23 protein-coding genes are annotated in these 23,005 nt (G+C 72.0%); 8 read left to right on the top strand and 15 right to left on the bottom strand.

Translation table 11 applies throughout. The features are described from left to right. Positions 1 to 5: 5 nt before the first annotated feature. The 3 genes from ACLZOT_RS43840 to ACLZOT_RS43830 are packed head-to-tail and all read right to left on the bottom strand — an operon-like array spanning position 6 to position 3,538. On the bottom strand, positions 6 to 986 hold the full coding sequence (locus ACLZOT_RS43840; protein ID WP_416974839.1) for an ABC transporter permease: 981 nt from the start codon (positions 984 to 986) through the stop codon (positions 6 to 8). Beyond that, positions 983 to 2,518 (bottom strand): sugar ABC transporter ATP-binding protein, encoded by a 1,536-nt coding sequence (locus ACLZOT_RS43835; RefSeq protein ID WP_416974838.1) that lies wholly within the window; start codon positions 2,516 to 2,518, stop codon positions 983 to 985. The genes ACLZOT_RS43840 and ACLZOT_RS43835 overlap by 4 nt, the downstream gene beginning before the upstream one ends. A gap of 9 nt (positions 2,519 to 2,527) precedes the next feature. After that, positions 2,528 to 3,538, bottom strand: a complete 1,011-nt coding sequence (locus ACLZOT_RS43830; RefSeq protein ID WP_416974837.1) for a sugar ABC transporter substrate-binding protein — start codon at positions 3,536 to 3,538, stop codon at positions 2,528 to 2,530. Between the two features lie 223 nt (positions 3,539 to 3,761). Between ACLZOT_RS43830 and ACLZOT_RS43825 the strand changes: the two genes are divergently transcribed. After that, a complete protein-coding gene (locus ACLZOT_RS43825; protein ID WP_416974836.1) occupies positions 3,762 to 4,787 on the top strand; it encodes a response regulator transcription factor in 1,026 nt (341 codons plus the stop codon). A gap of 164 nt (positions 4,788 to 4,951) precedes the next feature. On the opposite strand, the gene ACLZOT_RS43820 is transcribed toward ACLZOT_RS43825, so the two are convergent. The 4 genes from ACLZOT_RS43820 to ACLZOT_RS43805 are packed head-to-tail and all read right to left on the bottom strand — an operon-like array spanning position 4,952 to position 8,361. After that, the gene (locus tag ACLZOT_RS43820; protein WP_416974835.1) at positions 4,952 to 5,767 is read right to left on the bottom strand and encodes an ABC transporter ATP-binding protein; all 816 of its coding nucleotides are present in this window, start codon (positions 5,765 to 5,767) and stop codon (positions 4,952 to 4,954) included. Between the two features lie 13 nt (positions 5,768 to 5,780). Next, a complete protein-coding gene (locus tag ACLZOT_RS43815) occupies positions 5,781 to 6,563 on the bottom strand; it encodes an ABC transporter permease (protein ID WP_416974834.1) in 783 nt (260 codons plus the stop codon). A gap of 5 nt (positions 6,564 to 6,568) precedes the next feature. Next, on the bottom strand, positions 6,569 to 7,390 hold the full coding sequence (locus ACLZOT_RS43810) for an ABC transporter permease (RefSeq protein WP_416974833.1): 822 nt from the start codon (positions 7,388 to 7,390) through the stop codon (positions 6,569 to 6,571). Beyond that, on the bottom strand, positions 7,387 to 8,361 hold the full coding sequence (locus ACLZOT_RS43805) for an ABC transporter substrate-binding protein (protein WP_416974832.1): 975 nt from the start codon (positions 8,359 to 8,361) through the stop codon (positions 7,387 to 7,389). The genes ACLZOT_RS43810 and ACLZOT_RS43805 overlap by 4 nt, the downstream gene beginning before the upstream one ends. Before the next feature lie 305 nt (positions 8,362 to 8,666). Here ACLZOT_RS43805 and ACLZOT_RS43800 point away from each other — a divergent pair, with 305 nt between their 5' ends. Next, on the top strand, positions 8,667 to 9,596 hold the full coding sequence (locus ACLZOT_RS43800) for a PaaX family transcriptional regulator C-terminal domain-containing protein (protein ID WP_416974831.1): 930 nt from the start codon (positions 8,667 to 8,669) through the stop codon (positions 9,594 to 9,596). Between the two features lie 114 nt (positions 9,597 to 9,710). Next, complete coding sequence (locus tag ACLZOT_RS43795; protein WP_416974830.1) at positions 9,711 to 10,376, top strand: hypothetical protein; 666 nt, start codon at positions 9,711 to 9,713, stop codon at positions 10,374 to 10,376. Here ACLZOT_RS43795 and ACLZOT_RS43790 read toward each other — a convergent pair. From ACLZOT_RS43790 to ACLZOT_RS43780, 3 genes are all read right to left on the bottom strand, one after another. Beyond that, the gene (locus ACLZOT_RS43790) at positions 10,373 to 10,831 is read right to left on the bottom strand and encodes a hypothetical protein (RefSeq protein WP_416974829.1); all 459 of its coding nucleotides are present in this window, start codon (positions 10,829 to 10,831) and stop codon (positions 10,373 to 10,375) included. The two genes, ACLZOT_RS43795 and ACLZOT_RS43790, sit on opposite strands and share 4 nt — an antisense overlap. After that, positions 10,801 to 11,826: a helix-turn-helix domain-containing protein gene (locus tag ACLZOT_RS43785; protein ID WP_416974828.1), complete on the bottom strand. Its 1,026-nt coding sequence runs from the start codon at positions 11,824 to 11,826 to the stop codon at positions 10,801 to 10,803. The genes ACLZOT_RS43790 and ACLZOT_RS43785 overlap by 31 nt, the downstream gene beginning before the upstream one ends. Positions 11,827 to 11,982: 156 nt before the next feature. Then, positions 11,983 to 12,108, bottom strand: coding sequence for a hypothetical protein (locus tag ACLZOT_RS43780; protein WP_416974827.1), 126 nt, complete (start codon positions 12,106 to 12,108; stop codon positions 11,983 to 11,985). Between the two features lie 79 nt (positions 12,109 to 12,187). On the opposite strand from ACLZOT_RS43780, the gene ACLZOT_RS43775 reads away from it, so the two are divergent. Further along, positions 12,188 to 12,919, top strand: a complete 732-nt coding sequence (locus ACLZOT_RS43775; RefSeq protein WP_416974891.1) for a nuclear transport factor 2 family protein — start codon at positions 12,188 to 12,190, stop codon at positions 12,917 to 12,919. Between the two features lie 449 nt (positions 12,920 to 13,368). On the opposite strand, the gene ACLZOT_RS43770 is transcribed toward ACLZOT_RS43775, so the two are convergent. Further along, on the bottom strand, positions 13,369 to 14,118 hold the full coding sequence (locus ACLZOT_RS43770) for an IclR family transcriptional regulator (RefSeq protein WP_416974826.1): 750 nt from the start codon (positions 14,116 to 14,118) through the stop codon (positions 13,369 to 13,371). 140 nt (positions 14,119 to 14,258) lie between these two features. On the opposite strand from ACLZOT_RS43770, the gene ACLZOT_RS43765 reads away from it, so the two are divergent. After that, a complete protein-coding gene (locus ACLZOT_RS43765; RefSeq protein ID WP_416974825.1) occupies positions 14,259 to 17,072 on the top strand; it encodes a BTAD domain-containing putative transcriptional regulator in 2,814 nt (937 codons plus the stop codon). A 195-nt stretch (positions 17,073 to 17,267) separates the two neighbouring features. Here ACLZOT_RS43765 and ACLZOT_RS43760 read toward each other — a convergent pair whose 3' ends face one another. Continuing rightward, positions 17,268 to 17,831, bottom strand: coding sequence for a hypothetical protein (locus ACLZOT_RS43760; protein ID WP_416974824.1), 564 nt, complete (start codon positions 17,829 to 17,831; stop codon positions 17,268 to 17,270). 66 nt (positions 17,832 to 17,897) lie between these two features. Beyond that, a complete protein-coding gene (locus tag ACLZOT_RS43755) occupies positions 17,898 to 18,686 on the bottom strand; it encodes a hypothetical protein (protein ID WP_416974823.1) in 789 nt (262 codons plus the stop codon). A gap of 230 nt (positions 18,687 to 18,916) precedes the next feature. Between ACLZOT_RS43755 and ACLZOT_RS43750 the strand changes: the two genes are divergently transcribed. Genes ACLZOT_RS43750 through ACLZOT_RS43740 form a run of 3 tightly spaced genes read left to right on the top strand, consistent with a single transcriptional unit; the run spans position 18,917 to position 21,424 of the window. Next, entirely contained in the window at positions 18,917 to 19,660 is a 744-nt protein-coding gene (locus tag ACLZOT_RS43750; RefSeq protein WP_416974822.1) for a sugar phosphate isomerase/epimerase family protein, read from the top strand. Position 19,661: 1 nt separating this feature from the next. Then, entirely contained in the window at positions 19,662 to 20,321 is a 660-nt protein-coding gene (locus tag ACLZOT_RS43745; protein ID WP_416974821.1) for a ThuA domain-containing protein, read from the top strand. After that, complete coding sequence (locus tag ACLZOT_RS43740) at positions 20,306 to 21,424, top strand: Gfo/Idh/MocA family protein (RefSeq protein WP_416974820.1); 1,119 nt, start codon at positions 20,306 to 20,308, stop codon at positions 21,422 to 21,424. The genes ACLZOT_RS43745 and ACLZOT_RS43740 overlap by 16 nt, the downstream gene beginning before the upstream one ends. 53 nt (positions 21,425 to 21,477) lie before the next feature. Here ACLZOT_RS43740 and ACLZOT_RS43735 read toward each other — a convergent pair whose 3' ends face one another. Further along, positions 21,478 to 21,933 carry an acyl-CoA thioesterase gene (locus ACLZOT_RS43735; protein WP_416974819.1) on the bottom strand — a complete coding sequence of 152 codons (456 nt, stop codon included), beginning with the start codon at positions 21,931 to 21,933 and terminating at the stop codon, positions 21,478 to 21,480. A gap of 104 nt (positions 21,934 to 22,037) precedes the next feature. Next, the gene (locus tag ACLZOT_RS43730) at positions 22,038 to 22,958 is read right to left on the bottom strand and encodes a LysR family transcriptional regulator (RefSeq protein ID WP_416974818.1); all 921 of its coding nucleotides are present in this window, start codon (positions 22,956 to 22,958) and stop codon (positions 22,038 to 22,040) included. Between the last annotated feature and the right edge of the window lie 47 nt (positions 22,959 to 23,005).

Below are 23,005 nucleotides of genomic sequence, written 5' to 3'. Positions count from 1 at the left end.
CCCGGTCAGCGGGCCGCGCGTGGCGCCACGTACGCCAGGGCCGCGCCCGCGATCAGGGCGCTGCCCTGGGCCATCTGCTGCCAGAACGTGGGGACGTCCAGCAGGGTCAGGCCGTTCTGCAGGCAGCCCAGGAACAGCACGCCGAGCAGGACGCCGAGGATCGAGCCGGAGCCGCCGGTCAGGGCGACCCCGCCGACCAGGACGGCGGTGAGCACGGCCAGTTCGAAGCCGACGCCGGAGGTCCCGGCGACCACGCTGTCCAGCACCGACGCCTTGATCGCCCCGGCCAGGGCCGCGGCGGCGCCGGTGACCACGAAGAGCGCGAAGGGCGTACGGCGGACGTCGATGCCCGAGAGGTGCGCGGCCTCCCGGTTGACCCCGATGGCGAAGACGTGCCTGCCCGCCGGAGTGAACGCCAGGAACAGCGCGCCCGCCACCAGCACGAGTGAGGCGATGACGACCGGCGCGGCCACGCCCGCGATCCGGGCCCCGCCCAGCCAGGCGAAGCCGGTGCCGAAACCGCTCAGCGGCAGCGGGAAGAGCTGCTGGTCGAGCCCGCGTACGGCGGTGAGCATGCCGAGCGTGACGATGAAGGCGGACAGCCCGAAGTAGCAGCACAGGACGCCGTTCACCACCCCCACGGCGGCGCCGGCGGCCAGCGCGCCCAGGACGGCGACGCCGGGCGACTGTGCCTGTCCGGCGAGCCACCCCGCGACGAGTCCGCCGAGGGCGAGGGTGGAGCCGACCGACAGGTCGAGGTAGCCGCTGATGACCAGGAGCGCCGTCGGCACCGCGACGATGGCCAGCGTCGCGGCGTCGGTGGCGATGCCGCGCAGGTTCGCCGGGTCGAGGAAGCTGCCCGTGGACAGTTCGAAGGCCGGCACCAGCACGGCGAGTACGGCGAGCAGGGGCTGGCGCCGCAGGGCGGTGAGTCCGCCCGAGGTGAGCAGGCGGGGGCGGCCGAGAAGGGAGTCGGCGGTGGTCATGGCGTTCCTTCGGCGGGTTCGGTGACAGCGGTGGCGGCACGTGGTCCGGCGTGGTGGACGGCCGACAGCAGGGCCTGTTCGGTGAGGCCGGTGCCGGAGAGTTCGTTCACGACGCGGCCGGCGGCGACGATCAGGCAGCGGTCGGCGAGCGCGACGACCTCCTCGGGGTCGCTGGAGGCGAACAGCACGGCGGTGCCGCGCTCGGCCGCGAGGGACGACACGACGTGGTAGATCTCCTGGCGGGCTCCGACGTCGACGCCCTGGGTCGGTTCGTCCAGCAGGAGGACGTCCGGGTGGCGGGCGTCGTTGATCCACCGGCCGAGGACGAGTTTCTGCTGGTTGCCGCCGGAGAACGCGGCGGCGGGCAGCCGCGGCCGGGCCGGGCGCAGGGCCACCGCCTCGGCCAGCGCGGTGAACACCCGGCGCTCCGCGGCCAGGGAGCGCGCCCCGAGGCGGGCGAAGTTCCGGACGGAGGGCAGCAGCACGTTGTCCTGGGCCCCGAGCACCGGGAACAGCGCCTGGCGTCGGCGGTCGGCCGGAACCAGGGCGATCCCCGCACCGAGCGCGTCGGCGGGCCGGACCGGCGCGACGGGCCTGCCGCCGACCCGGACCGTTCCGTCGGCGGCCCGGCGTCTGCCGTACAGCGTCTCCAGGATCCGCGTACGGCCGGAGCCGGTCAGTCCGAACAGGGCGACCCGTTCGCCTTCGCCGACGGTGAGGCTCACCGGACCGAACCCGGGTCCGCGCAGTGCGTCGACGGTGAGGCGGGGTGGACCGGGGACACGGGTGGACGCGGACGGCTCCTCGGTGGGGCGGCCGGCTATCGCTTCGACCAGTTCGCGCCGGGTCTTTCCCGCGACCGCCGAATGGTGGGTGACCCGTCCGTCCCGCAGGACGGTCACCTCGTCCGCGAGCCGCTCGACCTCCGCCAGGAGATGCGTGACGTACACGATGGCCAGTCCTTGCGTGCGCAGGTCCTCGACGCGCTCGGCCAGGGCGTCGCTCTCGGCGGTGGACAGAGCGGCGGTCGGCTCGTCGAGGACGAGGACGGAGGCGCTGCGGCTGAGGGCCTTGGCGATCTCCACCAACTGCCGCTGCCCCATGGGGAGTTCTCCCACCCGTTGGCGCGGGGAGCAGGTGGCCGCGACCCGTTCCAGCAGCCCGGCGGCGACCTCCTCCTGAGCGCGCCGGTCGATACGGCCGTACCGGGTCCACTCCTGGCCGAGGAAGATGTTCTCCGTCACCGTGAGCGTGTCGACCACGCTCAGCGACTGGAAGATGATCGCCACACCCGCGTCGATCGAGGCGCGTGGAGTGAGCCGGGTGTGCGGCGTCCCGCCGATCTCGATCGTGCCCGCGTCCGGCGTCAGGGCCCCGCCGAGGCATTTGATGAGGGTGGACTTGCCGGCGCCGTTGTGGCCGAGCAGGGCGTGGACCTGTCCCATCGGCACGGTCAGGTCCACGCCGTCCAGGGCGCGTACTCCGCCGAAGGACTTGCTCAGCCCCCGGATGCGCAGGTTCACCGGTGTCATGGCGGACCCCTAGCCGTTCTGGGCGAGCAGGTCGTCGATCGTCGCGGTGTCGCCGTGCCCGACCAGGGCGATCGGCACCTGGACGCCGGGGTTCGCCTTGCCTGCGGCGACCGCGCGGGGCACGTCGACGACGGCGTTCGCGATGTCGTCGGGCGCCAGGGCGGCCGAGGCCCGGTAGAAGGTGCCCTGTCTGATGGCGAGCAGGGAGGGTACGGCGCCGTCCTGTCCGCCGACGAAGGTCCGGGCGTCGTCGTTCTTGCGGCCCGCCTGCTGGAGTGCCTTGAAGCCGCCGTACGCGGCGGCGTCGGTCACCCCCAGGAGGAGGGCGAGGTCGGGGTGCTTGGCGAGGATCGCGCGTGTCTTGGCGAGTCCGGTGTCGGGGTCGATGGCCTGTTCCTGGGCGACCACGTCCACTCCGGGCGCGGCCTTGGTGAACGCGTCGATCATTCCCTCGGTGCGTTCACGGCCCAGTTCGATGGTGTTGTCGGTGAGGAAGGCGATCTTGCCCTTCCCGCCGAGCGTTTCCCCGGCCCATGTGGCCGCCGCCTCGCCCAGCAGGGTGCCGCCCTCGCGGAAGCTGAACTTGATGTCGGCGCTCTGGTGTTCCAGGGTTCCGCCGTACGTCACCCAGATCAGCCCGGCGTCCAGTGCCGACCTGGCGATCGGTTCGGCGGCCTCGAAGACCATCGGGAACGACACGATCGCGGGTACCTTGCGCGCGACCCAGGTGGTCAGGTTGGTGGCCTGGGTGTCGGCGCTGGCCGCGTCGCTGGTCGTCAGCAGGGAGATGCCGTGTTTCTTCGCGGCGGCGGTGGAGAGCTTGACCAGGGTGGTGTAGAGCGGGAGTTGGGTGAACGGGTAGTCCAGGCCGATCTTCGTCAGGGGGGTTCCCGCCGCTGCCGAACCGGACTTGGCGGAGGTGGACGTACTCGGCGGTGCCGAGCAGCCGGCGAGGGCGGCGGCCGCGACGGAGTAGGCGAGGAACTGTCTGCGCGAGGCGGCGCGGGCGATGGATGTCATGGCGGGTTCTCCGAGGGGCGGGCCCGTTCACCACGGGCGTCCGGCAGTGCCGAACAGGAAAGCCCCCGGCGTCCCGGCCCGCCATCCGTACAAATACCGAGTCCGGGCGGCGCCGCGGACCGGCAGACGTATTGCCCCGCACGGCCTGTGTCCCTACCTTTGACCCCACACATCGTTAGACCCCGAACGACCTTCGTGGTCCCGAGCCGCTCCGGAGGCTCGAATGCTCAGCCACCGCCAGATCGCCGCGGCCACGCGCATCGGCATGCTCACCCGCGAGTCCGACTCCGGGGCCGCCTGCGAGCAGGCGCTGCGCGAACTGGCCCACGCGCTGCCGCTCGACGCCGCGACGCTGCTCACGATCGACCCGCTGGCCAGGACCCATGTCCAGGTCGCCGGTATCGGCTATACCGCCGAGAACTCCCGTCGGCTCGCCGCCGAGTTCGTCACGACGCCGTGGTACCGCAACGTCGTCGTACGGGAGTTGCCGCCGTCCATCTCCGAGGACACCGAGGACCCGGTGGAACTCGGCCCCCGCTTCCGCCAGGGCTGGTTCTACGCCGAGCGGGTCCGCCCGGCCGGTTTCCGCGACGGGATCACCGGGGCGCTGCGCCACCGCGACCGCCTCGTCGGCCTGGTCCATCTCAGCACGGAGAACGCCGGCGCCTACGGCCTGGAGGCACGCCGGCTGCTCGCCTCCGTCCTGCCCGCGCTCGCGGCACTCGCCGACCCGGTGGCGCGTGCCGGTGAGGCGCACCACCTGCCGGAATCGGACTCCGCGAATCTCGTGACCCCCGACGGGGTCATCGACCTGCCGGGGCGCGACCGCGTCCGGGCGCTGGAGGACCCCCGGTTCCACGATCTGCTCCGCGTCTTCGCCGGTTCGGGCGGGCGCCGGCTGCGGCTGCTGTGGCCGGCCGACGGCACCTGGTGCCGCGTGACCCTCCACCGGCACCGGCCGGACACGGGCCTCGTCGCCGGCACGGTGCTGGTCCACGAGGCCCCGACCGCCATGCCGTACGGGCTCAGCGCCCGGGAGCTGGAAGTCCTCACCCGCGCGGCGACCGGACAGACCAACCAGGCCATCGCGCAGGCTCTCTTCCTCTCACCCCGCACCGTGCACAGCCACATCGAACACCTGCTGCGCAAGACCGGCGCCGCCTCCCGCGCCGAGGCCACCGCACTCGCCGTCCGCGACGGCCTGCTGCGGCCGGGTCCGGAGCAGGCCGCGTTCTTCGTCGAACGGTGAGGCGCGCGCCCGGACGGCCACCGGATCCTGAACGTCGCGGTGCCGCCGGGACGGCGTACGAGGCAGGAGGTGGCGCCGTGTCCAGGCGTGCCGGAATGCACCACCATGCGTCGGCGGCTTCGGAGTGCTGCCGGGCATCGTGGGTGGTCGGCCGGGTCACCTCGTCAGTGTCCGGTGCGGACGGCCGGGGTCGGAGGCCGGTCCTGGGGTTCGAGTTTGGCTCGCTGGATCTGTTCGTAGACCTGTGCGCGGAGTTCGGCGAAGCGTGGGGTGGAGCGGGTGTGGAGCTGGTCGCGTTCGTCGGGGAGGTCGATGCGGAGGTCCTCCTTGACGACGGTCGGTGATTTCGACAGGACGATCGTGCGCTGGCCGAGGTAGACGGCCTCGTCGATGTCGTGGGTCACGAACAGGACGGTGACGCCGAGGTCGCGCCACAGGCGCCGGACGAGGTCCTCCAGGTCGGCGCGGGTCTGGGCGTCGACGGCGGCGAACGGCTCGTCCATCAGGAGGACTTCGGGTTCGTACGCGACCGCGCGGGCGATGGCGACGCGTTGCTGCATGCCGCCGGAGAGCTGCCAGGGGTAGGCGGTGTGGGCGTCCGCGAGTCCGACGACGTCCAGCGCGTGCTCGACCAGCTGGGCCTGGCGTGCTTTGCCGAGTTTCTTGCGGCGCAGGGGCAGCGCGACGTTCTGGTGGACGGTCATCCAGGCGAACAGGGAGCGGCCGTACTCCTGGAAGACGACGGCCATTCCGGGTGGTGGGCCGGTGATCGGCCGGCCCTGGAGGCGTACCTCACCGCCGGTGGGGTCGAGCAGGCCGGACATGCACTTGAGCAGGGTGGTCTTGCCGCAGCCGGACGGCCCCACGAGGCAGACCAGTTCGCCCGCGTCGAGGGAGAAGGTGACGTCGCGCAGCGCTTCGACCGTGCGGCCGTGCCCGGTGTAGGTCTTCTGCAGATTCCGTATGTCGAGCAAGGACATGGACACCTCCGGGTCAAGAGTCTCGCTGGGCGCGGCGCGAGCCGTGGTACCAGGCCAGGGCCCGGTTCTCCGCGAACTGGAAGAGCTGGGACAGCAGGAAGCCGAGGAGTCCGAGCAGCAGGACGCCGCTCCACATCTCGGGGATGGCGAACGAGCGCTGGAACTGGACGATCGTGAAGCCCAGGCCGTTGCTGGCGGCGAACATCTCGCTGATGACCATGAGGATGATCCCGATGGAGAGGGCCTGCCGCATCCCGGTCAGGATCTGCGGGCTCGCCGAGCGCAGCACGAGGTGCCACAGCCGGGACCACCCGGAGATCGCGTAGGAGCGGCAGGTGTCGTCGAGGACCTGGTCGACGGCGCGGACGCCTTCGGCCGTGTTGAGCAGGATCGGCCAGAGGCAGCCGCTCGCCACCACGATGATCTTCATGGTGTCGCCGATGCCCGCGAACAGCATGATCACGGGGACGAGCACGGGCGGGGGAACGGCGCGGAAGAGTTCCAGGACCGGTTCCAGTACGTCGCGCAGGATCCGGCTGGAGCCGACCGCGAGGCCCAGCGCGACGCCGGCGACCGCGGCGAGCAGGTATCCGGCGGTGAGCCGCAGCAGGCTGGGCAGTACGTCCGACCTGAGCCGGTCGGGGGTCCAGACCTCGGTGAACTTCTCCAGGATCGTGGCGAGCGGGGGCAGGTAGAAGTCGGTGCTGCCGGCGCTGGCGAACCACCACACCGCCAGCAGCACGGCGGGCAGGGTGACGGCGAGCAGGACGCGGCGTACGGCGCTGCGGGCTGACATGGTGTCTACCTCTCGGTCCGCTGGGACTGGTGCCAGTGCAGGACGCGGCGCTCGACCGCGCGCGCGGCCAGGTTGACCGCGACGCCGACGAAGCCGGTCGTCAGGACCAGGGCGTACACCCGGGGCACCGCGCCGGAGGACTGGGCGACGGCGAGCTGCTGGCCGAGGCCGGGTGAGCCGATGACGAGTTCGGCGGTGATGGTGAGGACGAGCGCGACGGTCGCGGCGAGCCGTACGCCGGTCATGACGTAGGGCAGCGCGGTGGGCCACAGGACGTGTCTGATCCGTCCCCAGGCGCCGAGCCGGTAGCTGCGGGCGGTGTCCTGGGCGACCGGGTCCACGTCGTGCAGGCCGGCGAGGACCTGGACGAGCACCTGCCAGAAGGAGGCGTACACGACCAGGAGCAGTTTCGACCGCAGGTCGGTGCCGTACAGCAGGACGGCCACGGGGATGAGCGCGACGGAGGGGATGGGCCGCAGGAACTCGATGGTGGAGGCGGTGGCCGCGCGCAGCAGGGGGACCGAGCCGATGGCCACACCGGCCACCGCTCCGCCCACGAAGGCGATGGCGAGGCCGATCCCCCAGCCGGTCAGGGTGTCGCCGAGCGCGGTCCAGAACGCGCCCTCCCCCAGCATGTCCCAGAAGGCCCGGGCGGTCGTGGAGGCCGGTGGGAGGTAGTCGGGGGAGACGAGCGAGGTGCGGGGCAGCGTCTCCAGTACGAGCACCAGTGCGGCCAGACCGGCCAGTCCGCGCAGGGCGGAGGCGCTGAGGAGCGGCCCGCGCCGGGCGGCCGCCGGCGCGGGGCTGTCGATGTCCGCGAGGGTCATGAGAACAGCGCTCCGATGTCCGGCTTCTTGTCGCCGAAGACGCCGTCCTGCTCGCCGAGTTCGGCCAGCTTCTCCAGGGAGGGGCGGTTCACGGCGGTCGGCCAGCTCGGCAGGATCAGCTTGTCCAGGACGTCGCCGCCGATCTTGGTGTAGGTGGTGAGGATGCGGCGTGCCTCGTCCGGGTGGGCGGTCGCGTACTCCAGCGAGGCGTTCATCGCCTCGGTGAACTTCCGTACGAGGTCGGGGTTCTGCTGGGCGATCTTCGTCGAGGTGAAGTACGCGGCGACGGTGAGCGCGGGGTCGGTCTCCGCGAAGGGGGAGGCGATGACGCGGGCGCCCTGGGCCTGGGCGATGGTGCGGGCGGGTTCGCCCATCCAGGCGGCGTCGACCCGGCCGTCGTTGAGGGCGGCGGGCATCTGGTCGAAGGGGATCTCGACGAACTTGACCTTCGAGGGGTCTCCCCCGGCCTTGCGGACCGTCTCGCGGACCGTCGTGTCGCCGATGTTCTGGAGGGTGTTGACGGCCACGGTCCGTCCGGCGAGGTCCTTGGCCGACTTGAGCGGGCTGTCCTTCTTCACCAGCACCCCGGTGACGTCGGCGCCGACCTTGCCGTTGGAGGCCGCGCCGTTGGCGACCGCCTTGACGGGTACGCCCTTGGTCTGGGCGAGCATCAGGGACGTGGTGTTGCTGAAGCCGAACTGGAACTGGCCGCTCACCACACCGGGGATGATCGCGGCGCCGCCCTGCGCGCTGACCATCTTGAGGTCGATGCCGCGGTCCGCGAAGAAACCCTGCTTCTGGCCCAGATACAGGGGTGCCACGTCGACGATGGGGATGATGCCGACCGTCACCCGCGTGGTCTTGCCGTCGGCCGACGGTGCCCCGGCGCTGCCGGAGTCCGATGAGCCGCATCCGGCGAGGCCGGTGACGGACGACACGACCAGGGCAAGGCCCAGCAAACGCCTGTGCATGGGTTCCTCCTTGAGCAAGAGCGGAACAAGACGGTCTGCCGCACGGGGAGTTGAGGAGAACAGACGAGCCGACCGCATCCGTGCGGGTCGATCGGCGACGGCCTCGGGATCCGGCGGAACCGCTCGGGCGTCGGAGCCGGAACGGCCGGACCAACGTTGTGCACTATCTTGACGACCGCAATCTACACACCTAGGTTCGCCGTGTCAGTCCCCGCGACAAAGGAACTCACCACTCCCCTCCACGCGCCGCCCCACGACGACGAGGAGCCCCGGCCCATGCCGCACACCGCACGATCCGTACGACCGTGGCCACCCGGCGTCCGTCCGGACCGGCCGACCCCGGCCTCCCGCGGATGAACGTGAACGCCGCGCCCGAACGGAGGCCGTACGACCCGGCGAACTCTCCGAACCGCCCCGGAGGGCCCTCGATCCGCCCGCAGTCGCTCCTGCTCGCCTTCTTCGGCAACCACGTCCTCGACGAGGGACCCCTCTACGTCTACTCCGGCAGCATCATCGACATCCTCGCCAGGACCGGAGTGGGAGAACAGGCGGTGCGCTCCACGCTCAGCCGCATGGTCAACCGCGTCCTGCTGACCCGGCGCAAGAACGGGCGCCGCATGTACTTCGGGCTCACCCCGCTCGCCACCGAGATCCTCTGTGACGGCCGGCGCCGCATCTGGGAGACCAGCGCGGTGAACGAGGACTGGGACGGCACCTGGACGCTGCTGGGCTTCTCCCTTCCCGACTCCTGGCACAGCCGGCGGCACGACCTGCGCTCACGCCTGAGCTGGCTGGGCTTCGGCCCCCTCTACAACGGCCTGTGGATCGCGCCCGGCCACGTGGAACTCACGGCCGTCATCGACGAGTTGAACCTCTCCGCGCACGTCAAGATCTTCCACGCCCGGGCCGACGACGCGACCGACATCCGCCTGATGGTCAGTGACACATGGGACCTGGACTCCCTCGCGGCCCGCTACACCTCCTTCGCACAGCACTGGTCCACCGTCGAGTGGTCCGCGTCCGACGCCATCGCCGTCCGCCTGTGCCTGGTCAGCGAATGGCTGGGCATCATCCGCTCCGACCCCCGGCTCCCCGGCCCCTGCCTGCCCGCCGAATGGCCCGCCCGCCGCGCGGAGGAGATCTTCCACCACGTCGCCTCCGGCACGGAGGGGCCCGCCCGCGAGCTGGCCTCCACCGTCCTGGACACCCTTCCGGGCAACGCCTCACCGGTGTGAGTCACCGTCACGGAGGAGTCGCCGTCGCTCCAGCACGCGTTCTGGCCGTACGGCACGGGGCGGCCGCCGTTCGCGGTGAGCCAGGTCGCGGCGCGCTCCAGGGTCCGCCGACGGGTGCCGCCACCCGCCGCGGTCTCCCGCCTGAACGCCCTACCCGAGGACATGATCGACCTCGTCGTGAACCGGGACGACGACATCGTCAGCATGCCGCTGGGCGTTCTGCCCGCGCTCGACGACGGCGCCAACACGATCTCCGATCCGGCCCTGGCCGACAAGGTGCTCTCGGTCGGCGCCGGCATCTCCCGGAAGACCTGGGCCGCCGACCACGGCTCCCGGGTGACGAAGCCGTACGGCCTGTTCCTGTTCTCCTCGCACGGTCCGGCCGAGGACGGACGCTTCACCCCGAACGCCGTCGCGCCCGGCTCGGCGGTCTCCACGATCCCGTCCCGGATGCCCGGCGACCAGGCGTACGAGGAGGGCACCGGCCTCATCGACGTCCCGGCCGCGTGGAAGCAGATCCGGGCGGGGGTGAGCGCCCACGAGTACACCGTGAAGGCACCGGTCGACACGGCGTTGGCCCCGTACCTCTCCCCCGCGCTCGGCTCGCTCACCCCCGACGCATCAGGTCCGGTGCGGCTCGGCACGGGCGCGTCGACGATGGTGCCCGCGCACGTCACCGTCACCGTGCCGTCGGCGCAAGGGCGTTCCGTCTTCGGCGAAGTCCGCCTGGTCATCGCCGTCGGCAGGGGCACCGTCAGGATCGGGACGGTGCCCTCCTAGGCGTGGGCCCCGCCTCGGCTGCCGGGCGCCCCCTGGCGCAGCAGTTCGTCGAGTGCTCCTCGCGTGTCCAACGGAGCCGAGCAGTCCGCCGGGCCATCCAGTGCCGCCGAGATCCGCTCCGCGGCCGTCAGGACGGCATGCATACCGAGGCCCGTCCCGAGGGCGTTGCGGGTCACCAGGGTCAGCACGCCCGATGCCGGTGGATCGCCGCCGCCCACCGGGGCGGCGAAGGCGGTCAGTCCCTCGCCGGTGGTGAGGGTGGTGACGCCTCGGGGGCTCACGACGGCCGGTGCGGGGCCCGGCCCGGTGGCCGCGAGGCCGGGGTCGAGTACGGCGACGGCGGCGGTCCGCGACAGGAGGCCGGCGTTCCCCCCGGCCTGCGTGGTGAGCCAGGACGCCGCTCCGTCGTGGGCGTACACGCACGTCAGCCCGTCCATCTCGGTCGGCGGGCCCACGTACAGGACGGAGACTCCGCCGGTCTCCCGGCACAGTTCCCGTTGCCGGGGCAGAGCGGCACCGCGCAGCCGAGGGCCGTCGAGCGGCTCGACGCCGAGGTCGTACAGCCGGGGCCGAGCAGATATCCGCCGTCCTCCTCGGCGAGGAAGCCGTGGTCGGCGAGGACCGAGATCAGCCGGTGCGTGGTGGAGCGGGGCAGTCCGGCCCGCCGGGCCAGTTCGGAGACGGGCACCGCCGATTCGCCGGTGCGCAGCACGAGCAGCAGGGCCAGACCGCGCAGCAGCATGGACGGGCAGGGAGGCGGCTCGGGAACCTGTGCGGAGAGGACCAGCGCGGCCGTCTGGCTGTCCAGGCGTACGGCGGCGTCGTCCAGCGCCGGGAGGGCCGCGAGCACCGTCTCGTGGTCCCGGCCGACGAGCGTGAGGGCTCCGCGCAGGGAGGTCCCCGGCGGGTTCAGTGCGGCGGTCACCGCGGTGGCGTCACCGCACGTGCTCACCCGGGGGATCTTGGCGGGCTGTTCGTCGGGGCGGTGCATGGCCCCGGTCACCAGGGCGGGCCGGGCGCCGCCCCGGTGCGCGTCATAGGTGATGACGGTGACCTCGCCGACCCGGGTCAGTCTGCCGATGGGGGTGAGCCGGCCGTTCACGTAGCCGGAGTGCACGACGTCGAGGCCGGTGCTGTGGTGCAGGTCGAGTACGAGGGGACCGGACGCCGTCTGGAGTCTCGGGCACAGGCCGCGCGCGTTGCGGGCCAGCAGGAGGAGGTCCTTGCCGAGGCTCAGGTCGCCGCCCGGGGAGCGCTCCAGCATCCGGCACTGTTCGAGTTCCTGGACCAGGCGGTGGGCGGTGGCCAGGGACAGGTCCGTGCGCCGGGCCAGTTGTGACAACCGCAGGGTCCGCTCGGCGGGCCGGAAGCAGGTCAGCAGGCTCAGGCCGCGGACGAGCTTGGAGGACCGGGAGGCGGCAGGGGGGTCGTGGGGGCGCGGAGCCGGCATGTCTCTCCTGAGGTGCGGGAACCGGCGGGTCGGGGCCAGCCGTGATCAGGCTTCTCACCCAGCATGGAATCGATTACACGCCGGGCGAGACCGATCGAGAAGGACCGGTTCAGGTAAACATGCCCCTTCTGTCGGGTCACGGTTTTGTCTGAGGTTTCAAGTACGCGCAGATGGTGAGGGGGCCATCTCGGTGCCGACGCGGGTGGTGCCGTCGGCTTGGTGCCAGATGTGCGCCATGTGCCACAGCGACTCGTCGAGGGCGAGCACCGAGTGCGTGAGCACGCATGACGCCGCTCAGCGCGGTCGCGTCGCGCCAGTCCTTACCTAGGAGCTTCACCCAGGCCGACACCGCGTAGGAGAGATCGGCCTGCAGGGCGTCCTTCACGGCGGGCGATTCCAACAGGCGGACCGCTCCGCGGACTACATCCAGCACGATCCGACGGTGAAGGACGGGGCGGCGGCGCTGAAGGGCCTGGCCACTTCGATCCGCAAGCAGTTCCCCGAGGCGAAGTACGACGTCAAGCGCGTGATCTCGGAGGGTGACCTTGTGATGCTCCACTCCGACGTCGTACTGGTCCCAGGCACCAAGGGCTCGTCCGTCATCGACATCTTCCGCTTCCGGGGCGCGAAGACAGCCGAGCACCTGGACGTGATCCAGAGCGTGCCGGACACCACGGCCAGCGGCAACGACATGTTCCTGGCGCTGAGTTCGCCGCAGGTCACCCAGCCTCTGGACCACCGGCTCACCAAGGCATTCGACGAGCTCATGGTCCACAAGGACCTGACTGCCCTCGACCGGTACTGGGACGCCGGCTACCTCCAGCACAATCCCCAGATGCAGAACGGCGTGGCCGCGGGCAAGGTCGGCCTGGGCGGTTGCTTCGCGACGGCTCCTCAGTTGACGGTCACCCCGAAGCGGGTCATCGCCGAGGGGGACCTGGTGGCCGTCCACAGCCTCTACGTGAACTACCCCGGGGACAGGGGCACAGTGATCCTGGACCTGTTCCGAGTTCGCCACGGCAAGATCCTGGAGCACTGGGACATCACTCAGTCCGTTCCGGAGACCTCGGCCGATGGCAACGGAATGATCTAGCCTCGCACTTTCGCACGTGTGAAGCGGGCAGGCGGTGGAGTGCCGTATCCAGGGTTTCGTCCACTCGGCCATGTGTGTCCGCGGGACAGGCGTTCCGCCTGGTACTGATCGCCCGCCCGCCGCTTGATCGACGCCGGTCACACCGTCCTCCTCGGCCCGCGTGACCGGGAGCGCGCCGAGGCGACCGCCAACGGCCCGGGGCCCGTCTCGCGCAGATCGACGCGAGCACGGTCTTCGAGGTCAACGTCGTGGGGATCGTCCGGGTGACGCGCGCCGTCGGCCCGCATGTACGACTGGCTCCTCAACGGGAAGGACCACTACGCGCCCGGCATAGCCGCGGCCAGGAAAGTCACGGACCTCTTCCCCCACGTCAAGAACTCGGGTCGCGCCCACCGCCCACGTGGTGTACGTGGACGAAGTGGGCAACAAGTCGTGCCCGCCCCGAAGCCTCAGCCCCTCTCGCATCTGAGCCGTGCGCTGATGCAACCGCCCGCCCGTCGGACGACATCGGCGACCCGCTCCAGCCGATGCGCGGGCCCGGCCACGGCGAAGAGCGCCGCGACGGGGGTGTCGCCCGCGCAGTACAGCGGCGCGGCGACGCAGTGCGCTCCGGGTGCGAGGACGCCCCGGTCCACGGCGAAGCCGCGCGCCCGGATGTCGTGTGCCTCCTGCGCCCAGGAGGCCGGTACCGGGCCGGGCGGGAGCCGGTGGCCGGGGGTCGTCGCGGCGCACGCCTTCCCTGCGGCGGTGTACCAGGGCCGGGGAGAACGGTCCGTCGGAGCGGTCTCGCTCCCCGGGAACCATTCGACCAGGAGTGTCCGGTGCCGGCGCAGCACCGCGGTCCCCACGGCGGTGCCCGTCAACTCGGCGAGCCTGCGCGCGGGTTCGGCCGCCGCCGAACGCAACCGGGGATGCGGCTGCCAGTCCTGCCCCAGCTGGAACATGCGCCAGCCGACGCGGTATCCCCCCGCGTGACGTTCGACGGCGCCCAGGGCGGTCAGCTGTTCCAGCAGACGGTGTGCCGTGGCCTTGGGCAGTCCGCTCTCGGACGACAGCCGGGTCAGCCCCGCTCCCTGCGCGCGTTCCACCGCCGCCAGCAGTGCGAAGGCTCCCTCCAGGACGCTGCGCCCGGCACCGCCCGCCGGCGTGCTCGCGCCGTACGGGATTCCGGTGCGTACGGATACGCTGCTTGCGCTCATGATTCCCCCCTGCTCCCCGAGTTCCCGCGCGCACGGCGGTGGTCGGACCTCCGGCGCATCGCCATGCTGGGGGACGAGGGTGGGGCGAGATGTTGTCGATAGGTTGTCGTGACCCGCGAGGGGAGAGATCGAGGGGGCCGATGCCTCAGTTACGTTTGCTCGGGCCTGTGGAACTGGCCGCGCCGGCGTGGACGGCGGAGATCGGACCACCGCAACGGCGTGCCGTGCTCGCGGCGTTGGCCGTGGACGCCGGCCGGCCGGTGGCTCCCGATGTGGTGATCCGGCGGGTCTGGGGCCCGGACTCCCCGGAGGGGGCCCGGCGTTCGGTGTACGCGCACGTCGCCCGGCTCCGCAGATTGTGCGAGGGGACCGCGGGCGACGGGATGAGGGTGACGCGCCGGTCCGGCGGGTACATCCTGGAGGCCGACAGGGACCGGATCGACGTCCACAGGTTCCGTCGGCTGGTCGGCGACGCGCGCGGGGCCGGACTGCCGGACGGGGTACGGGCGCGGCTGCTGGGCGAGGCGCTCGGTCTGTGGCGGGGTGAGCCGCTGAGCGGGCTGGACGGTCCGTGGGTGGTGCAGACGCGCGAGGCGTGGCGGCGTGAGCGCATGGAGGCGACCCTCGCGTGGGCGCGGCTCCAGACGCTCGACGACCCCGCCGTGGCGATCGGCCCGCTGTCCGCGCTGCTCGACGAGCATCCGCTGACGGAGCCGCTGGCGGAGGCACTGATGCGGACGCTCTACGCGGCGGGCCGGGGCGCCGAGGCGCTGGAGTGCTACGCCGCCGTCCGGCGCCGGCTGTCCGAGGAGCTGGGCACGGAGCCAGGTCCGGCGCTGCGTGCCGCCCATCAGGCGGTGCTGGGGCCGAGCGGGCCCCCGATGCGTGCCAGGGCCACGCCCCAGCGGGTGGTTCCCGCTCAACTGCCGGTGGCGGTGCGGGGGTTCACCGGGCGGGCGGAGGAACTCGCGCGGCTGGACGCGTTCTTGACGTCGGCGTCGTCGGCTCCCGTGGTGATCTCGGCGGTGTCCGGCACGGCGGGGGTGGGCAAGACGTCGCTGGCCGTGCACTGGGGTCACCGGGTGCGGAAGTCCTTCCCCGACGGGCAGTTGTACGTGAACCTGCGCGGGTTCGACCCGGGTGGCTCGTCGCGGGACCCGGCCGAGGCGCTGCGCGGTTTCCTGGACGCCCTGGAGGTGTCCCCCGCCAGGATCCCCGTGGGTCTGGACGCGCAGGCGGCCCTCTACCGGAGCCTCCTCGCCGACCGGCGGATGCTCGTCGTGCTGGACAACGCCCGGGACGCCGACCAGGTCAGGCCGCTGCTGCCCGGGGCGCCCGGCTGTCTCGTCCTCGTCACCAGCCGCAACCGGCTCACCAGCCTGGCGGCCGTGGAGGGCGCCCACATGTTCGCGATCGACGTACTCTCCCCCGTCGAGGCCGAGTCCCTGCTGGCCGACCGGCTCGGCGGGTCGCGTACGGCGACCGATCCCGCAGCCGTCGCCGAGATCACGGCCCGGTGTGCCGGTCTGCCCCTGGCGCTGGCCGTGGTGTCGGCGCGGGCAGCTGACCGGCCGGACCTGCCGCTCGCCGTCCTCGCGGGCGAACTGCGCGACAAGAACAGCCGCCTCGACGCGCTCGACGGAGGCGATCACGCCACTCGGGTGCGTGCCGTCTTCTCCTGGTCCTACCAGGCTCTGAGCCCCGCCGCCGCCAGGCTGTTCCGGCTGCTCGGGCTGCATCCCGGGCCGGACATCTCCGCTGCAGCGGCGACGAGCCTGGCGGGTGAGCCCCCGGCGCGCACCCGCCTGCTGCTGGCCGAACTGACGGCCGCCCATCTGCTGGCCGAGCCCGTCCCGGGCCGCTACTCCTTCCACGACCTGCTCCGCGCCTACGCCGCTGAGCTGGCCCGTACCGAGGACGACGAGGACGGCCGACGGCAGGCGGCGTACCGGATCCTCGACCACTGCCTGCACACCGCGCTGAGGGCGCAGCGCCTGCTGGGCCCGCCCGCCGACCGTGTCGTGCCGGCCCCCGTCCGGCCCGGTGTCCTCCCCGAGGAACCGGCCGACCGGGACGCCGCCATGGCCTGGTTCACCGCCGATCACTCCGTGCTGTCCGCCGCTGTGCACCAGGCCGCCCGGGACGGTTTCGACACCCATGTCTGGCAGTTGGCCGCCGCGCTGAGCACGTACCACCAGCGCGCGGTCCTGTGGTCCGAGTGGGCCGCCGCCCACACCGTCGTGCTGGCCGCCGCGGAGCGTCTGGGCGACCGGGCGGCGCAGGCGTGCGCGCTGCGCAACCTCGCGAACGCTCAGTCGTCGCTCGGGCGTCAGGCGGACGCCCGAGCGTGCCTCGACCGCGCGATGCGGCTGTACCGGGAGCTGGGCGACCCGGCGGGTGAGGCCCACACCCATCTGGCCCTCGGCAGGGTCTCGACCCGTCAGGACCGCCGGGCGGAGGCGCTCACCCACTCGCGGCGGGCGGTGGACCTCTTCGCCGTCGCGGGGGAACGGGGCTGGCAGGGTATGGCGCTCAACAACGTCGGCTGGGACCACACGTTGCTCGGCCGCCACCGGCAGGCCGTCGGCCTCGGCCGGCGGGCGCTCGCCCTGCTGGAGGGGACCGGTCACCTCTCCGGCGAGGCCCACACCTGGGACACCCTCGGCTACGCCCACCACCATCTCGGCGAGTACGCGCAGGCGGCGGCCTGTTACGAGCGGGCCGCCCGGCTCTTCCACGAGCTGGGCGACCGCTACTTCGAGGCGGACATCCTCGCCCACCTCGGCGACACCCTCCACGCCGCCCGGGACACCGGCTCGACCCGGGACGCCTGGACCCGGTCGCTGGCCCTCTTCGAGGAGCTCGGGCACCCGGACGCCGCCGCGCTGCGCGACCGGCTCCAGCACCACCTGGGCAAGGATCCGGCCGTCACCGCGCTTCCCGACCGCGACTGAACGGGCCGCGTCCGGGTCGTCGGCCGGTCGACTCGCAGTTGCGGACGGTCTCCGCGTCCCCCGTCGGCTCCGGGGCCGGCGTCCACCAGGTCGGTGCCCGGGCCGCCGTCGACCGCGAAGTCGTCGCCGCCCTCTCCCCGTACGAGGTGGGCATGGTCGCCTCCTTGGACCGGCCGTGGTCGCGGGGGCGGTGGTTCAGCGGACGACGATGTGCACGTAGGCGTTCACCGAGTTGAGGCACTGGTTCCCGGTGCCGTTGTCGTGCGCGTGGTAGCCGTTGTCGGAGTAGCCGTCGTCCTGGTAGCCGAGGACGAGGCTGCCGCCCCGGCCGCCGACCAGGTACTGCCGTCCGACCACGTTCAGCAGGCGTTCCAGGCTGCCGGTGGCACCCGGGATGGTGATGAGGCCGTGGTAGAGGTCGTTGTCCGAGGCCGGGTCGACGTACCGCTTCCAGGTGAGCCCCCTGCCGCCGGTCTGCACGCAGCCTCCTCCGTCGACCGTGACGCGGTCGCCGGGGAGGAACGAGAAGGCGTAGGTCGTCGACGGCGCGGTCACGACCGGCTCGGTGATGGTGCAGTCGATCGGCAGGGTCGTGCTCGAACAGCCGGGGCTGTACGTGAGGTCCCTCAGCGAAAGGTTCGCGGGGACCCGCCGGACGTTGCGGTCGGTGGACGACGTCTGCGCCGAGGCGGCGGGGACGGTGCTCATCGCGGCACCCACGGCGAGGGCTACGGCGGCGGCGGTCAGGATCTTTCTCATGCTGGTTCACTCCTTGGGCAGGGCATCCCGGGACGGGACGGCAGGGGACGGACGTCGGCGCCCGAGCTACGCGGTCAGTTCCGGGAGGGCCGCGGTGGAGGACAGGTAGCTGGTGAAGCGCACGGCCTGGGTCGAGGCGTACGCGTAGGTGGACGCGGGCAGCGGCGGCAGCGGCTGGCGGTACCTGAGCCCGGTCACGGTGACCCAGTCCAGGCCGATGTTGCCGTTGAACGCCGTGCACTGGAGCTGCGCCTCGACGGACCTGGCGCCGGGTTCGGCGTCTCCCCACAGCGGGGTCGCGAAACAGCGCGGGGTCAGCCTCGTGACGACCGTCTGGTTGGCGGAGACGAGCGTCTGCCTCAACAGGTCGGTGCTCAGGCCCGCGTACGTCCGGGCGAACAGGGCGATCGGACCGACGGTGTTCAGGGCGAACCCGAGTTGGTTCACCGAGGCGAGCTGCGAGACGTTGCTGATGTCCGACTGCGCCAGGGTCGCGCAGGCCGTGGCGGACATGGCGAACGCCTGGAGGCTGTCCGGGGACAGCCGGCGGATGTCCGCGACCTCGATGACGGCGCTCCTGGCGCACGCCTGTACGTCCGCCGTCGCGACGGCGTCGACCTCGTTGAGGATCTCGGTCTTCGCCACGCTGATGGCGTTCTCGATCCGGGTCGTCGCCTCGTCGAGCGTGAGCTTGTGACCGAAGAAGTTCTGGTAGGCGTCGTACGCCTGCTTCACGTAGCCCAGATAGCCGGTGAAGTCCGAGACCGTGTCCGCGCGGGCGGGCTGCGCGCCGGCGAGCGCGACGATCGCGGCGGTCGTCAGCGCGGTCGTGGCGGCCGCCAGCCTTGTGCCCATCGATCTGACGGTTCCAGTCATCGTGCGGGTGCCTCTCGGTAGCCGGATGGTCGGGAACCGGCCCGCCGCACCTGCACGGGCGCCGGACCGCTCCGGGCCAAGGTCCCGCTCCGACGGCCGCGCGTCACACCGCGTTCCGCTGAACGGACCGCGCCCGCCTCCGTCGCCCCCTGTCGCCGGATCCCGGTTCGTGTGAACCTCCTTGCAGATCAACACTGTTGAGGAGCCGCATGTCGAACCGTGCCATATCCCTCCAGCTCTACACACTCCGCTCCCTCCTCAAAGAGGACCTGGAAGGCACACTCGCCCGCGTCGCCGAGATCGGCTACACCACCGTGGAGCCCTACGGCTTCGTCCACCGGGCGGAGCGAGTGGCGGACGCGCTGACCGCGTACGGGCTGTCCGCGCCGACCGCGCACGTGCCGCTGCTGTCGGACGACCGGCCCACCGTCTACGCCGCCGCACGGCGCCTCGGCGTCGGCACGCTCGTCGTGCCGATCGCGGCGCCCGAGCGCTGGCAGACCCGGGAGGGTGTCGAGGGCCTCGCCGCGGACCTGAACCGGGTGGCCGTCGAGGCCGCCGACCACGGGTTCACCGTCGGCTACCACAACCACCACTTCGAACTCGAACTCCGGCAGGACGGCACACACGTCCTGGAGATCCTCGCCGACCGTCTGGCGGACGAGGTGGTCCTCGAAGTCGACACGTACTGGGCGGCCGTCGGCGGCGCGGACGTACCCGCGCTGCTGGGCCGGCTCGGGGACCGGGTCGCCGCCGTGCACGTCAAGGACGGGGACCTCACCAGGAACACCAAGGCGCAGGTGGCCGTCGGCGACGGCGTGCTCCCGGTCGCGGAGATCCTCGCCGCCGCCCCGGACGCGCTGCGCGTCGTCGAACTCGACGACTTCGACGGGGACATCCTCGACCCGGTCGCGCGGAGCCTCGGCTTCCTCAGCGCCCTGAAGGAGGGCTGACGTGGCCGCCAAGAACGCCCTCGTCGTCCGCGGCGGCTGGGAGGGGCACGTCCCGGTCCCGGCCACCGATCGCCGCGCCGCCGACCTCAAGGAGGCCGGCTACCAGGTCACCGTCTCCGACTCCCTCGACAGCTACCTCGACGAGGACCTCCTCGCCGGCACCGATCTGATCGTGCAGTGCTGGACGATGGGCGAGATCACCCGCGACCAGATGACCGGCCTGTCCCGGGCGGTCCGCGCCGGGACGGGGTTCGCGGGCTGGCACGGCGGGATCGTCGACGCGTTCCGCTCCGAGCCGCGCTACCACCTGATGACGGGCGGCCAGTTCGTCCACCACCCCCGGGAGCACTCCACCTACCAGGTCAGGCCGCTGCCCGGGGCGGCCGGCCATCCCGTCGTCGAGGGGCTCACCCCGTTCCTCGTCACCACCGAGCAGTACTACCTGCACATGGACCCGGCCGTGGACGTCCTCGCGGTGACCGACTACCTCGACGACCCCGAGCACCCCGAACTCGCCGGCACCGTCGTCCCCGTCACCTGGACCCGGTCCTGGGGCGCGGGCCGGGTGTTCGTCACCGCGATCGGCCACACCCTGGACGACCTGGCCGTACCCCAGGTCCACTCGATGATCACGAAGGGCCTGACATGGGCGACCCGCTGACCCCGCACCCCGTACTCCGCGTCGGCCTCGTCGGCGCCGGAAAGATCAGCGACGCCTACCTCACGACCCTCGCGGAGCTGAAGAACCTGCGCCTGACGGCCGTCGCCGACCTCGACCCCGAACGCGCCCGCACCGCCGCCGGGAAGGTGCCCGGCGCCCGTACGGCGACCCTCGACGAGCTGTACGACGCCGAGGACGTCGACCTCGTCCTGAACCTCACGGTCCCCGCCGCCCACGCGACGGTCGCCCACGCGGCCATAGCCGCCGGCAAGCACGTCTACGGCGAGAAACCCCTCGCGACCACCACCCCCGCCGCCCGCGCACTCCTGGACGCCGCAGCCGAGGCCGGCGTCCGGGTCGGATGCGCACCGGACACGGTCCTCGGCACCGGCGTGCAGACCGCCCGGGCGGCACTCGACGCCGGGGACCTCGGCGTGCCGGTCGCGGCGAGCGCGTTCATGGTCAGCTCGGGGCCCGAACGCTGGCACCCGGACCCGGAGTTCTATTACCAGCCGGGCGGCGGGCCGCTCCTCGACATGGGCCCGTACTACCTGACCACGCTGGTGACCCTGCTGGGGCCGGTGCACCGGGTCGTCGGCATGTCCTCGACACCCCAGGCCGAACGATTCATCGGCCAGGGCTACCGGGCCGGGACGAGATTCCCGGTCGAGGTCGCCACCCACGTCACCGGAGTCCTCGAACACCGCTCCGGCGCCCTGTCCACACTGGTGATGAGCTTCGACGTCTGGGGCAGCGCACTCCCCCGCATCGAGATCCACGGCACGGACGGCTCACTGTCCGTGCCCGACCCGAACCGCTTCGACGGACCGGTCAAACTCTTCCGCGCCGACGCCCAGGAATGGCAGGACCTTCCGGTCCTCGGCGGCTATCGCAACGCCTCCCGGGGCTACGGAATCGCCGACCTCGCCCGAGCCGTCTCACGGGACGAACCCCACCGCGCCGACGGTGAACTCGCCTACCACGTCCTCGACATCATGGAGTCCCTGCTCGCGGCGGCCGAGAGCGGCTCCTCGGTCACGGTCTCCAGCGACTGCGCGCGCCCGGCGGCGGTCCCGGCGGACGCCCGCCCCGAGGAACGCTGACGCCCCTGTCCGCTGTGCCGGCGGCTCCCAGCGGCCGGCACAGCGGACAGGGCTCACACCATGGGCCGCATCAGCCTCCGCGCCACACCCTTGAATCGCTCGGCCAACGGCGCAGGTTCCCGTGCTTGTGGATCGAGATGTACGAGGACACGGGTGCCGAGTGCGTAGGTGACGCTGCCGTCCATCGCACACAGGCGGAATCCGTACGTCAGGCTCGTGTTGCCGAGTCGCTCCAGCCAGAAGTGAACAACGTACGCGCCCGGCCGCCTGACCGGTTTCTGGTAATCGATGCGGAGTTCCTTGACCACGTAACAGGTCTCGGCGGGCATCTCCCAGTCGCCGTCGGGATCGAGACCCTGCCACATGCGTATCCAGGCCCGCTCGACCAGCAGCGGGTAACGGGCGTTGTGCAGCGTGCCGAACGCGTCCATCTCGTCGAAATGCACGTTGACGGGAATGGTTTCGCCGAAGGGAAAACCGGGCGCGGCGGGCGGGATTTCGCTGGCCATCGGCAGATCTCCTGAAGTATCGAGGCGGGTTGCCGATCTCATCGTGGGTGGCCGGGTGTCACGCCCTCGTCGACCGTCCGTCCCTCATCCGAACCGGATGTCGGTCATTCGGCCGACACCGGCGAGTCGTCGACCAGGTGGCGGAGCCAGCGGTGGGCGGGGTCGTCGGTGGCGGTGGCGTGCCAGATCAGGCTGACGCCGTACTCGGGCATGGGCAGGGGCGGCTCGGCGGCGGTCAGGCCCAGGGCGTCGGCGTAGACGGTGGCCGCGTGGGCGGGGAGCGTGGCCAGGGCGGGGAGGGTCGCGAGGTGGAGGGCGGCCCCTGCGAAGTGGGTGGTGGAGGCGATCACCCGCCGGGTGAGCCCGCGGGCGTCCAGGATGTCGTCGACGATGCCGCGCCGGCCGTCGTACGAGATCAGCAGATGCGGGTGCGCCAGGTAGTCGTCCAGGCCGATCGGGGGCGCGAGCGGCAGGAGGCGGGGGTTGAACAGGCAGGCGTACCCGGAGGTGAACAGGGATCGGGTGCGGTGGTCGGGGCCGTGTGCGGGTGCGGCCGCGACGCCGAGGTCGATCTCGCCGCGGTCGAGCATGTCGGCGACGGTGTTGCGGGTCGCCTGCCGTACGGCGAGCCGGATGCCCGGCAGGCCGGCCGTGGCGGCCAGCAGGTGGGGCAGCAGCGCCGCCTCCAGGTCGTCCGACATGCCCAGGGTGAAGGTGCGCCGGGCGGTGGCCGCCTCGAAGCGGTCCCGGTCGGTCACGGCGCCGTGGATCAGCCCGAGGGCGGGGTCGATACGCCGGGCCAGTTCGACGGCGCGCGGTGTGGGTTCGACGCCGGTACGGGTGCGGGTGAACAGCTCGTCGTCGAAGAGTCCGCGCAGTCGGCCGAGGGCCGCGCTTGTCGCGCCCTGGCTCAGGTGCAGTGCGGCGGCGGCCCGGGTGACGCTGCGCTCGCGCATCAGGGCGGCGAAGACCACCAGGAGGTTCAGGTCCGCCTTCCTGAATTCGGTTTCATAGATGTCGATCATCGTAAAGATTAGTTTGCCGCATGACGGTGTGGGTTCCTAGCCTCGAA

It is taken from the genome of Streptomyces sp. 4F14 (assembly GCF_048159485.1).
Taxonomy (GTDB): domain Bacteria; phylum Actinomycetota; class Actinomycetes; order Streptomycetales; family Streptomycetaceae; genus Streptomyces.
The sequence above is the reverse complement of the archived record's forward strand: the minus strand, read 5'-3'. Positions and strand labels throughout refer to the sequence as shown.

Bases quoted from the DNA above. Each gene is read 5' to 3' on its own strand.
- ACLZOT_RS43835 (WP_416974838.1), bottom strand. From the start codon at position 2,518: ATGACACCGGTGAACCTGCGCATCCGGGGGCTGAGCAAGTCCTTCGGC.
- ACLZOT_RS43830 (WP_416974837.1), bottom strand. From the start codon at position 3,538: ATGACATCCATCGCCCGCGCCGCCTCGCGCAGACAGTTCCTCGCCTAC.
- ACLZOT_RS43825 (WP_416974836.1), top strand. From the start codon at position 3,762: ATGCTCAGCCACCGCCAGATCGCCGCGGCCACGCGCATCGGCATGCTC.
- ACLZOT_RS43730 (WP_416974818.1), bottom strand. From the start codon at position 22,958: ATGATCGACATCTATGAAACCGAATTCAGGAAGGCGGACCTGAACCTC.
- ACLZOT_RS43840 (WP_416974839.1), bottom strand. From the start codon at position 986: ATGACCACCGCCGACTCCCTTCTCGGCCGCCCCCGCCTGCTCACCTCG.
- ACLZOT_RS43740 (WP_416974820.1), top strand. From the start codon at position 20,306: ATGGGCGACCCGCTGACCCCGCACCCCGTACTCCGCGTCGGCCTCGTC.
- ACLZOT_RS43765 (WP_416974825.1), top strand. From the start codon at position 14,259: ATGCCTCAGTTACGTTTGCTCGGGCCTGTGGAACTGGCCGCGCCGGCG.
- ACLZOT_RS43810 (WP_416974833.1), bottom strand. From the start codon at position 7,390: ATGACCCTCGCGGACATCGACAGCCCCGCGCCGGCGGCCGCCCGGCGC.
- ACLZOT_RS43820 (WP_416974835.1), bottom strand. From the start codon at position 5,767: ATGTCCTTGCTCGACATACGGAATCTGCAGAAGACCTACACCGGGCAC.
- ACLZOT_RS43735 (WP_416974819.1), bottom strand. From the start codon at position 21,933: ATGGCCAGCGAAATCCCGCCCGCCGCGCCCGGTTTTCCCTTCGGCGAA.
- ACLZOT_RS43815 (WP_416974834.1), bottom strand. From the start codon at position 6,563: ATGTCAGCCCGCAGCGCCGTACGCCGCGTCCTGCTCGCCGTCACCCTG.
- ACLZOT_RS43785 (WP_416974828.1), bottom strand. From the start codon at position 11,826: ATGCCGGCTCCGCGCCCCCACGACCCCCCTGCCGCCTCCCGGTCCTCC.
- ACLZOT_RS43770 (WP_416974826.1), bottom strand. From the start codon at position 14,118: ATGAGCGCAAGCAGCGTATCCGTACGCACCGGAATCCCGTACGGCGCG.
- ACLZOT_RS43755 (WP_416974823.1), bottom strand. From the start codon at position 18,686: ATGGGCACAAGGCTGGCGGCCGCCACGACCGCGCTGACGACCGCCGCG.
- ACLZOT_RS43760 (WP_416974824.1), bottom strand. From the start codon at position 17,831: ATGAGAAAGATCCTGACCGCCGCCGCCGTAGCCCTCGCCGTGGGTGCC.
- ACLZOT_RS43750 (WP_416974822.1), top strand. From the start codon at position 18,917: ATGTCGAACCGTGCCATATCCCTCCAGCTCTACACACTCCGCTCCCTC.
- ACLZOT_RS43805 (WP_416974832.1), bottom strand. From the start codon at position 8,361: ATGCACAGGCGTTTGCTGGGCCTTGCCCTGGTCGTGTCGTCCGTCACC.